The organism is Candidatus Methylacidiphilales bacterium, from assembly GCA_025056655.1.
Taxonomy (GTDB): domain Bacteria; phylum Verrucomicrobiota; class Verrucomicrobiia; order Methylacidiphilales; family JANWVL01; genus JANWVL01.
Map to the genome: position 1 here is coordinate 1 of JANWVL010000064.1, position 11073 is coordinate 11073.

Genomic DNA, 11073 nt, shown 5'->3' on the forward strand with positions numbered 1-11073 from the left:
AATTTTGCATTCTGACCTAAATATTGCATACGAAACAACAACCGTCAATAAAAATTAACAAAACTTTATGACAATTTTTACCGTAAGGTTGCTTTCTGAGCAGGGGAAATGAGAGACAACATTTTTTAAAATAGCGAATGACTTCTATTAAATCTTATTTTGCGATAAATTTTCTTCTGAAATAAAAAATTAACAAACATATTAAGCCATGCACGAAAAATGGCATAGGTTCTGCTTTATTATCAGGATTAATTTTATGGCGAACATTAATTCGCCTTGATACCCTTATTTTAAGCCGTTGAAGAGGTTACTGCGTATAACTCGGTAAACGTCGGTATTCCACATCTGCCCTTTAATTTTCTCGGCATACTTCCCCTCTCCTCGCACAAGTAAACCGCCAGATGTGTCCGTATGCGAAGCCCAGGCGAGCACGAAACGATGTCGAACTCCATGCCGATCTGGCGCGGATAGAAATGGTCGCCCATCGGAATCTAAGCCGAGAGGCGCGCCATTGGGATCGCGGCCGATTTTAGCCCATATTTTTGTTTCCGTGTGCTCGTCAGGGAATCCAATTACATCCCATCCTCCCGCTTCGCTATCAGCGGCAGTAAGGAGAAGCGTGTTGTTATTTTGTTTAACGAATTTTCTTGCTACACCGATGGCTTGATCAGCGCGCCGAAGGGCTTCCAATGTGCCTGTAGCGTCGTTTATGTTGGCAAAGTTGTCTGAACCTTCTTCCTCCGCCACAATGAGAAACTGCTCTCCGTGCAAACATTCTAGCGCTTTGGCGAGCATTTCGCTGAGCGATGGCGCGTCTGTCTTATAGGGCGAGAGATTGGCCACACGTCTGGCTGATTGGGGGAGATCATGAAAGGTATGCTCATGGGCGAAAACTCCTAGGAGTTTTTTTGTCTGCCGTGGCACGGCGAGTAGTTCTTCACGATCGTGAACAACGACATATCCAGCCTTTCGAGCTTCTTCGATCAAGTTGCGCCCATCTTTACGGCGCCCTGGGCCATGACGCCCCTCTGTGCCTTCGGGGATCAACCATCCTTCTCCACCCGATAGGATAATATCAGTGCCTGAATGTATGACTTTTTCTGAGATCAGCTCATGTTGTTCGCGCTCCGGTGCGGTCGCTACAAAAAGAGCCGTGCCAGGCTCGGTGATGCAACCTGAATTGATCAGCGCCGTGCGCACTCCACGTCGCTTGGCCTCTTGCATCACACTTTCGGCTTTTCCTTGGAGGTTCGAAATGGGTTTACCTCCTGAGTCCATGCCAAAAGATGAGGTGTGAACTCGGACACCGTAGGCATGCGCGACAGCTCCTGCATTTGATGATGCTGTTAAGGAGTCAGCGATATGGCCCCTGTAGATGGCCATGTGGGGAAGTTTATCCCATTCTGTATCCCCATCGGGACCAACCTGCCAAAAGCGCAACGCTTGCCATTGAGCTAATCCTGCTCCGTCTATGTGTATGAATATCACGCTATTCCGTGCGTGGGAAAAGAGATGAAAAGTCAACAAGAGAGTGATTCGAATGAAAACCCTACTGGACATAGTTCCAACTAACTCCCAAGAAGGATTTCTAGATCTTAAAAATTTACAAGTTACGATTCTGTGAATTTTACTAGGCCTAGGGATGTTGTGAAATTACCTAGTCTATGGGCAAATTTTACGTTTGAATGGGATGATTTTTGGGGGTTGAATGACGTGATTTTAAATTTTTTACTTTAAATAATTATTAAGCGTCATATAGTAAAATTTACCGTAATATAAAATAAGTTCACATATGAAATATATTACCTATGCAATTAATATTTTTCTCACATGCTGTAATTTATCCCATGCTAAACTTCCTTTACAAATAACATTTAATGGTGAGGAAGAATTTTTCGAATTGCTTGAGCGTGCTGAAATTCAAAATTGGGCTGAATTACCTTTGGGGCAAAGAACGGTTGCAGTGGCAAAGGCTTTACTAAATAAGCCATATGTTAATTACACATTAGAGATCGATGATCACATCGAATCCCCATCGGTCAATTTGCATGGGATGGATTGCTGGACGTATTTTGAGATTTCGCTGGGTTTTGCAAGAATGCTTCGGGCAAAAAAGAAGGATTACCGTCCAGAGGACCTATTAGCTATGATTGAACTCGAACGGTATCGAGGAGGACGCTGCACAGATAGTTACTTATCTCGACTCCATCATCTGGAGGATTGGATTTATGATAACGCAAGGCGAGGTTTAGTTGTAGACAAAACACGTGCTTGGGGGCATGCGGAACGGCTTTATCGGCGAATTCAATACATGGCTGTGGGATGGCGAAATTTCCGTTATCTTAGAAATAATCCACTTGGGTCGCAGGCATAGCTTTGATAGAAAAGATGGTCTCATCACGACCTACTTATCACATTCCCAAAGTGCACGTGAAAAAAAATCGAACCCAAACTCCAAGACGGAGATGTGATCTGCATTACGACAAACAGTCCTGGGGCATTTACTTCACATGTGGGTATCGCGTATCGAGACTCCAACGGAGTTTTACGCCTAATGCATGCCTCACGCAGTCAACGTCGCACGGTGATAGACTCCAGATTGAGTGATTATCTAGCGCGGAATAGGAAACATGCAGGCGTAAGGGTCGCTCGGCCGTTGGAGGTTATATACGATCATACTCATCGCACTGCGTTGCGGGACCGAACGCGACGCACGGATCGGGAGTGGGCTTGTCGTTGAATATTGACGACGCACTTGCAAGTTGAATAAATAGCGCTTCTAATGGTGCGGTTTCTGCTTAAAAAGAGCTCGTTGATTATTCTCACCGCGGCAGTGTTATTGGTGATAATGTTTTTCTTCAGCCAAAAAGAGCCTCTGAGAGACTTTCCATTTGGGACCAATTCAAGGTCATCCGAGAATGGAAAGAAGATAGTAGCGGAAATCGAAACGGATTTTGGCGTAATGAAGATAGAGCTTTGGCCGGAAGTAGCTCCGAAGACGGTTTCAAATTTCATCAAACTTTCCCAAGAAGGATTTTACGATGGGACTGCTTTTCATCGAATCATTTCAGGGTTTATGATTCAAGGTGGGGATCCCCTCACCAAAGATCCTGCTAATTTCGCCCGATATGGGACGGGAGGGCCGGGCTATACGATTCCTGCTGAGTTTAATGATCGACCCCACGTCCGTGGCGTCATCTCAATGGCCCGGTCAAGCGATCCGAATTCTGCGGGTAGTCAATTTTTTATTTGTCATGGAGATGCCCCATTTCTAGATCGCCAATACACAGCTTTCGGGCGTTTGATTGAAGGTGATGAAGTGCTGGATAAAATCGCAGCGGTTCCTGTTAATATCTCCCCAAGTGGGGAGCGAAGTCAGCCTACGCAGAGAGTCGAAGTTCGGAAAATTAGAATTCTTAACTTGCAGTAAGTTATTTTACAATTTGTTTACCTTTCACGGGTAGACATACTTTGGGAAAGAGCTAAATCTTTAGTTGTGGCTATACGTTTAGTGGGAGTTGTCTTTTATTATCTGGGGTGCCTGCAATTGGGGATCATGCTTGGGCGAGAAGGTCTTGTGATCAAAGGGTCGGACACCTTGGGTGCCAAGATGGTGCCGATGTTAGCTGAGGCATTTAAGCGTCAACATCCAGAGATCCATTTTGAGATTGCAGCGGAAGGATCGACTAGCGGAATAGCAGCTTTAATAGATGGGACATGTAATATTGCGATGTCGAGTCGAACTGTAAAGGCTCAAGAGGAGAGTGTAGCGATGGGGAAAGGAGTGACGTTTTATCCAATAGTTGTCGCTTATGATGCGATGTGTGTGATTGTGAACGTAGACAACCCTATCACGGCTTTGCGGGTGCGAGATGTGGAGGGGATATTTACTGGAGATATAAAGGATTGGAGTTTGATTGGCGGACGGAGAGGGCGCATTTCTGTCTATACACGCAATACCAGTTCAGGCACTTACCAGGATTGGAAAGAGTTGGCGATGCGGAAAAGGGATTATGCTTTACATTCGCAGAAGCTTGCGGGGAATGAACAGATTGCTGCCGAAGTAGCTCGGAATCCGCATGGCATCGGCTATGTCGGAATGGCTTATGTTAATTTGCCTGGTGTGCGCACGATATCAGTGGTAAGGGGGGATGGTATTCGGATAGAGCCTACGTTGGAGGACATACAAAAGGGACGCTGGCCTTACGCCCGTGCGACTTATTTCTACACGAATGGAGAACCCAAAGGAACGGTGCGTCGATTTGTTGAATTTGTCTTAAGCCCAACAGGGCAACGAATCGTAGAGATTGCTGGGTTTGTGCCAGCTAGAACTTCACGCTAGCTATGAGTTTCTATGGGCAGAGAAAACTTTCTGAGAGGATAGCGGCCAGGTTAAGTTGGGATGCAATAGTTTATTATTTCTTTCGAGGCAACGCGACAGTGGCAATCATTGTGGTCGCGTTGATTATTGTATTTTTATGGCGGGAGGGGGTTGATTTTTTCCCTGAGCATCGACGTCATCTTGAGCTGTATCGTGAATCTGGAGGAGAGCTGGTAGATTTCTTACTAGTGCCGTTAAGGGAGAGTCAGGAGCTCTTGAACGAATGGAATGATTGGTATCAAAAACAAAAAGGCTCGTTTAGGCCTGAACGCTCCATTGAAGAAGTCAACAATCTTTGGCACGAGTGGTGGGATCACATTTACGCTACACGGTTGGCGGCAGATCCAATGATTCAACATGTTATGAAGGTTCGCCAACGCGCGAAAGTAGCCGAGGAAGCCGAGCGAAGAAAGAGGAGGTTGGTTCAGATGGGGAGAAAGAATGAAGCAGAGCTAATTAAGATAGAGCCAGTGGATTGGGTGAGCGAGGAGCAAAAGTTGCGACAATTGTGTTTGAATTTTATGCAAGACTTACAACATTTTCGCAGTCGCATGGCTTCTTTGCGTACGGTGACCGAGACGTGGTTGATGCAACAGCGGTTACAAGCAAGTGATACGACCAAACTTCGATCGATGGTTTCCAAGCTTAGAGCAATTGAGGAACGCTGTGCCAATATAGATTCAGAAAGCGCGCGGAAAGAATTGAAAGAGCCCGTTGGACATTTGCAGGCTTTGTCGGCATTTCTGCTAGGCCAATACTGGATTACTCAAAGCTTTTGGATGGATTGGTATGGGCTTTTGCCTGTGTTGGGGGGATCTGCTTTAGTCTGTATCATTGCGTTGACAATTGCGGTGCCCATTGGGGTGGGCTCAGCGATTTATGTGAATCAGTTTGCTAGTGCACTCGAGCGGGATTTTATCAAGCCATCGTTAGAGTTCATAGCTGCGATACCGTCAGTGGTTTTAGGGTTTTTTGGCATCGTCGTCCTTGGAGAGACTTTGCGAGAGATTTCTCAAAGTCCACTTTTAAGTTGGCTTCCTGGATTTCCATTTAATGAACGCCTAAATGCGTTGACGGCGGGGTGTCTGTTAGCCTTTATGGCTGTGCCGACAATCTTTAGTCTTGCTGAGGATGCACTACAAAACGTCCCAGGAAGCTACAAGGAGGGAGCTTTTGCACTGGGAGCGACTAAAATGCAAGCAGTGTGGACGATCATTATCCCAGCTGCATCGTCGGGCATCATAGCGGCTATTCTTTTGGGACTTGGGCGAGTGATAGGAGAGACGATGGTGGTATTGCTTTGTGCAGGCAATCGACTGATGCTGCCGGATTTTGGAAGTGGCTTGGGCGTATTAACTCAGCCTGTGCATACGATGACAGGTCTGATCGCTCAAGAGATGCCGGAAGTTGTGCGCGGCAGTTTACATTATCGGGCGTTGTTTGTGATCGGACTGACGCTATTTATTATCGCATTGCTAATTAATTTTTCAGTGCAACGGTTGCTTAGATCGTATCAAAAGCGCGAATAAAATCTCGATACTAGGACGCAACTTGCTTATGGCTGAGTATTCTTCCCCATACGATCGAAGAGATTGGTCTGAAGTGGCGCTTGTTTTTGTGTTGCGGGTTAGCACGTATGCGGTGCTGCTATTTGCTTGTTTTATAATTGGGAAAATCACTTGGGAAGGGAGCAAGACTGTTTTTCAGAAGGAATTTCCATGGGTCAATGTTGATTTTTTTACTCAGCCACCTGAGACGCTGCATGTTTTCGAGTTTGAGGGCAAGAGGCGCTCGATGGGAGAGAGGGATTTTCGTGCATTTCTAGCAGAAAAGGGGCTGGGCGAGGAATGGCCAAGTATCCCTTATGTATATAGCGCTGGTGGGATCATGCCGAACATTGTTGGCACCGTTCTTTTGTCCATCGGTGCAATGGTTCTTGCCATGGCTATAGGCATATTTAGTGCGATCTATCTCAGTGAATATGGTCGAGAAGGGCGTTTTATACGTGGTGTGCGTCTGGCGATCGTGAATTTAGCCGGGGTGCCGTCGATAGTATTCGGACTATTTGGCTACGGACTTTTCGTAACATTTATGCCAGTTATTGAATCCGAACCTAATCTTGAACGCCTTCATTTACCGCTTCCATGGGGATTGTGGCTGAACTTTGAGGGATGGGGGATCTCGCTTCTATCTGGATGGTTTACTTTAGCGCTTATGGTGTTACCTATTGTGATCACATCGGTGGAAGAGTCGCTTAGGGCTATTCCCAAAGGTTTTCGTGAAGGGGCTTTAGCTCTAGGAGCTACACGATGGCAAACGATATGGACAAATGTATTGCCCTACGCCTGGCCCGGAATTTTAACGTCATCGATTCTCTCCCTTGCGCGGGTGGCTGGTGAGACGGCTCCCATTATGTTCACTGCAGCTTTTGTGATTCAGGATCGTCTGCCATGGGAGGTTGATAGATGGAGTGACTTTTTTTTTCAAGGAGTGATGACGCTTCCTTATCATATTTACACGGTGAGCATGCGTATTCCGCCAAACGAATATACTCTTCGCACTCAATATGCGTCCGCTTTTGTGTTTCTGATGTTGATTGGTGTGGTGATGACTGTAGCAACTGTGTTGCGTTCACGCACTCGAAAGAGGGTGAGGTGGTGATGAAAGACGATGTCGGATTATGATAGAGATTAAGAACTTAAGTTTTGCATACGGGTCGCAAACTGTGCTGCATGACATTAACCTTGAAATAAGGCCGAGAGAAATCACTGCACTGATCGGCCCCTCCGGATGTGGGAAGTCTACGTTGTTGCGTTGCATCAACCGAATGAATGATCTGATCGACGGCGCTCGAGTGACGCAAGGGGGGATTTGGTTTCACGGTCGAGACATAACCAAGCCAGACGTAGATGTTATCGCACTGAGAAAACAGATCGGTATGGTGTTTCAAAAATCGAATCCGTTCCCCAAGAGCATATACGAGAACGTGGTCTATGGGCTTCGTTTACAAGGCGAAAAATCTCGCGCGAAGCTTGATGAGGTAGTTGAAAAAAGCCTTCGGGGCGCCGCCCTTTGGGATGAGGTGAAAGATCGCTTACACGAATCGGCTTTGGGGCTATCTGGAGGGCAACAGCAAAGGCTTTGTATCGCAAGAGCTATTGCAGTTAAACCTGAAGTGATTCTCATGGATGAGCCGTGCTCGGCGTTGGATCCGATTGCAACGATGAAAATTGAAGAATTAATCCGTGAATTGAAAAAGGAATATACCATCGTCATCGTTACTCACAATATGCAACAGGCTGGACGATGTTCCGACCAGACAGCTTTCTTCTTAATGGGACGCCTGGTCGAGCATGGACCTACTGAAAAGATATTTACAAATCCAACCCAAAAACAAACTGAGGACTACATTTCAGGACGCTTTGGATAATCCTTCATCGGGTGATTTAATTTAGAAAACAGTTATGAAAACGAACCTCAATGAACCCAACATCCGCCTCCCTCAAGCCTTAGAGTGGATACAGCAAACCATCGACCATTGTGAACCTGATTTTGTTTATTGGGTCAATGGCTCTGACGAGGAATATGCAGCACTTATCGAACAAGCCGTAGCACAAGGTGTGCTGATCCGTCTTAACCAAGAAAAGTGGCCAGGTTGCTACTATCATCGCTCCAACCCCAATGATGTAGCCCGTGTCGAGCACTGCACATATATTTGCACTCCTTTACAGGACGATGCAGGCCCAACGAACAATTGGGTTGATCCAGAAAAAATGTATAACAAGCTACGTGAAATGACGAAGGGGGCCATGCGAGGACGCACGATGTATGTGATTCCCTATTTGATGGGGCCACCGGGATCTCCTCTAGCCAAGGTGGGAATCGAGCTCACAGATTCGATCTACGTGGTGATAAATATGCGGATCATGACCCGCGTAGGCCAGGTCGCGATCGAAGAGTTGGAAAAACAAAAGTCGTTTAATAAAGGCTTGCACTGTCTCCTCGATGTCAACCCAGAACGCCGAATTATTGCCCATTTTCCACAGGATAATGCTATCATATCAGTCGGCTCTGGATACGGTGGCAACGTCCTTCTAGGCAAGAAATGCCTGGCCCTTCGTATCGCATCCTACCTTGGACGCAAAGAAGGATGGCTTGCTGAACACATGCTAATCCTCGGTGTTGAATCCCCAGAGGGAGAGCGGACTTACGTGGCCGCTGCTTTCCCGAGTGCTTGCGGGAAAACAAACTTTGCTATGCTTGTCCCGCCCCCTCGATTCAAAGGCTGGAAGATCTGGACTGTAGGCGACGATATAGCCTGGATGTATCCAGGAAAAGATGGTCGTCTTTGGGCAATAAATCCCGAGACGGGCTACTTTGGTGTTGCCCCTGGAACAAATTCCAAGACAAATCCAAACGCCATGATCACCATATCAAAAAATACGATTTTCACTAACGTAGCTCTCACCCCCGATGGCTCAGTGTGGTGGGAGGGAATGGATGGTGATCCGCCCGAAGAATGTTTAGACTGGAAAGGCGAACGGTGGACGCCAGCGAGTAAAGAAAAGGCCGCTCATCCAAATAGCCGTTTTACGGCGCCTATGGTCAACAATCCTTCCCTCGACCCGGCAGTTTATAATCCGGAAGGTGTTCCAATCAGCGCGATAATATTCGGTGGTCGTCGGGCTAACACTCTCCCACTGGTATTTCAAGCTTTCAACTGGGTGCACGGAGTCTTTGTCGGCGCCACCATGGGATCAGAGATGACGGCTGCAGCCGTAGGAGGGCAGGGACAAGTTCGCCATGATCCAATGGCGATGCTTCCCTTCTGCGGATACAACATGGGGGACTATTTTAAGCACTGGTTACGGATGCGACGGCACATCAAGTTTCCTCCGAAAATTTTTTGTGTGAATTGGTTTCGCAAGGATAAAAATGGAAATTACATGTGGCCAGGCTTTGGTGAGAATATGCGAGTGCTCAAATGGATAATCGATCGCGCTCACGGCCGCGCAGGAGCCATGGAGACACCCCTAGGCTGGGTGCCTTATGCTAAGGATTTTGACTTAGTTGGCTTGGAGAACTTTACCGCTGAGCAATTCGATGCGGTTCAAAACATTGATGTTGAGGAGTGGAAACGTGAAGTGATACTCGAAAATGAACTTTTCATTCGATTGAAAGACAGCTTGCCAATAGAAATGATTTTTCAGAGGGAGCTACTAGTGGCACGGCTCTAGCGAAATCTATAGCTTTCCGATTGCAGCTATAAGTTTCATCAGTGAATCATAAATTTTTGTGTAAGAGTCGAGATAGTGATCAGTAATTTGAAGATTAACTTGGGCCACGGTAGCTTTGTCGAGGGAGTTAGGATCAATAAATGCAATTTCGCGGAGTATGATGTTGACCTCATCCGCTAAAAAGGGATGGATCGGCTTTTTGGGAGCATCCCAAGCCTTAATAAGTATGCCTAGCTCATCGAGGTTATCACCTGAGGCTTTTTTAACGATATTCAAACGCTCGATTGTAAAATGCGCCCGCTTTATATTCCAACGTCCTTTCCAACGGATTGGTGACTTAAAATCAATTTCTATTTTTGAAAAAATTAAACCATCCGATAGTCCAAAACTGACGGGATTTTTAATCTTGGCCTGACCTATGACGATCCGATCTAGATGAGGCGATAGATAAGTTTCATGTGCCTCAAAGGAAAATGAGTCCTGAGCCTTAAGGCTATTCAACCAGCTCTCCAATAGCAAACTTCGTGCGAAATATACGACCCCTACAATGCATGTGCCAAAACCTATAATTGCAAATAGGTTCCTAAAGAATCGATAAAGCTGAAGCATTCGCCTAATAAATCTAGGCTGATCGATCTTTAGGGTTCAAGCGTGAACACACATTTATATAGCCCGGATATTCGTTCCTCTTTGCGGTTAACCTTCACGTTAAGAACTTTTTCAAACATTTGAACTTCTAAATCCCGCAAGATCGGGTAACGGTCCATAACTTGAAGGATAGGCGAGTGATACTCAACAATTTGATGCTTTCGGGTGTTGGCATCAAACTGATATTCACTCATGTAACCTTCTTCATCTCTTAGACCTGCAAGATTTTTGGCTCGCTCCTCTAAGCTTGTTCCATAAACGTATTGTTGATAGTGAGCCGTCTGATCGCTGTATATGTGGTATAGAATTTTCTCAGGAGCAGATGGTCCATATACCTCTCCAATACTATCGAGTATTTTACTCGTTAACTTAGTAAATTCATTAGGGAAATATTCCTGAGCAAGCTCCGTCAGGCGGTATGCCTTTTCAGGCCGTCCCATCCCCTTAGGACGCCTCCACGTGTCCACGTATCCTTCCCTCTCCAGTGCAATGCAATGTTGCTTGACTCCCATGTAAGAAAGGTTTACTCGGTCACACAATTCTTGAACCGACAAACCTTGGCTGCGTTTAATTTCTGATAGTATTTGAAACTTTTGGCTTTTAACCATCTTGTTCATATTTTATCCTCTCTTTTCCTCGCTTGGCTAGTAACTCTTATAACTCAATTCATTTTTTTGTCTAGTAAATTTTTTTTGTTTGTTAACTTAGATATGGCCATTATCGCACAGAAGCGAAAGAAAGTTTTTCTTGCAATGCTTAAATTATACTCGCTGCAAAAAATTTACAGGGGGCGTTATTTTCCGTAAC

General features: G+C 45.9%; 9 protein-coding genes and 1 pseudogene. 7 read left to right on the forward strand and 3 right to left on the reverse strand.

From position 1 onward, the window contains the following. Positions 1–285: 285 nt before the first annotated feature. Positions 286–1560, reverse strand: a complete 1275-nt coding sequence (locus NZM04_03610; protein ID MCS7063126.1) for an alkaline phosphatase — start codon at positions 1558–1560, stop codon at positions 286–288. Positions 1561–1792: 232 nt separating this feature from the next. On the opposite strand from NZM04_03610, the pseudogene NZM04_03615 reads away from it, so the two are divergent. From NZM04_03615 to NZM04_03645, 7 genes and pseudogenes are all read left to right on the forward strand, one after another. After that, positions 1793–2740: pseudogene (locus NZM04_03615) on the forward strand (DUF1460 domain-containing protein). Between the two features lie 108 nt (positions 2741–2848). Continuing rightward, positions 2849–3430 (forward strand): peptidylprolyl isomerase, encoded by a 582-nt coding sequence (locus tag NZM04_03620; protein ID MCS7063127.1) that lies wholly within the window; start codon positions 2849–2851, stop codon positions 3428–3430. Positions 3431–3496: 66 nt separating this feature from the next. Next, a complete protein-coding gene (locus NZM04_03625) occupies positions 3497–4342 on the forward strand; it encodes a phosphate ABC transporter substrate-binding protein (GenBank protein MCS7063128.1) in 846 nt (281 codons plus the stop codon). A gap of 2 nt (positions 4343–4344) precedes the next feature. Further along, on the forward strand, positions 4345–5910 hold the full coding sequence (gene pstC, locus NZM04_03630) for a phosphate ABC transporter permease subunit PstC (protein MCS7063129.1): 1566 nt from the start codon (positions 4345–4347) through the stop codon (positions 5908–5910). Positions 5911–5938: 28 nt separating this feature from the next. After that, positions 5939–7042, forward strand: coding sequence for a phosphate ABC transporter permease PstA (locus NZM04_03635; protein ID MCS7063130.1), 1104 nt, complete (start codon positions 5939–5941; stop codon positions 7040–7042). Between the two features lie 19 nt (positions 7043–7061). Beyond that, entirely contained in the window at positions 7062–7811 is a 750-nt protein-coding gene (pstB, locus tag NZM04_03640) for a phosphate ABC transporter ATP-binding protein PstB (GenBank protein ID MCS7063131.1), read from the forward strand. Between the two features lie 34 nt (positions 7812–7845). After that, the gene (locus NZM04_03645; protein MCS7063132.1) at positions 7846–9618 is read left to right on the forward strand and encodes a phosphoenolpyruvate carboxykinase (GTP); all 1773 of its coding nucleotides are present in this window, start codon (positions 7846–7848) and stop codon (positions 9616–9618) included. Between the two features lie 6 nt (positions 9619–9624). On the opposite strand, the gene NZM04_03650 is transcribed toward NZM04_03645, so the two are convergent. Beyond that, on the reverse strand, positions 9625–10119 hold the full coding sequence (locus tag NZM04_03650) for a hypothetical protein (GenBank protein MCS7063133.1): 495 nt from the start codon (positions 10117–10119) through the stop codon (positions 9625–9627). A 137-nt stretch (positions 10120–10256) separates the two neighbouring features. Then, on the reverse strand, positions 10257–10883 hold the full coding sequence (locus NZM04_03655; GenBank protein MCS7063134.1) for a winged helix-turn-helix transcriptional regulator: 627 nt from the start codon (positions 10881–10883) through the stop codon (positions 10257–10259). Positions 10884–11073: the final 190 nt, after the last annotated feature.

Coding starts and splice junctions, on each gene's coding strand:
- NZM04_03635 (MCS7063130.1), top strand. CDS start 5,939: ATGGCTGAGTATTCTTCCCCATACGATCGAAGAGATTGGTCTGAAGTG.
- pstB (MCS7063131.1), top strand. CDS start 7,062: ATGATAGAGATTAAGAACTTAAGTTTTGCATACGGGTCGCAAACTGTG.
- NZM04_03645 (MCS7063132.1), top strand. CDS start 7,846: ATGAAAACGAACCTCAATGAACCCAACATCCGCCTCCCTCAAGCCTTA.
- NZM04_03655 (MCS7063134.1), bottom strand. CDS start 10,883: ATGAACAAGATGGTTAAAAGCCAAAAGTTTCAAATACTATCAGAAATT.
- pstC (MCS7063129.1), top strand. CDS start 4,345: ATGAGTTTCTATGGGCAGAGAAAACTTTCTGAGAGGATAGCGGCCAGG.
- NZM04_03620 (MCS7063127.1), top strand. CDS start 2,849: ATGTTTTTCTTCAGCCAAAAAGAGCCTCTGAGAGACTTTCCATTTGGG.
- NZM04_03610 (MCS7063126.1), bottom strand. CDS start 1,560: ATGTCCAGTAGGGTTTTCATTCGAATCACTCTCTTGTTGACTTTTCAT.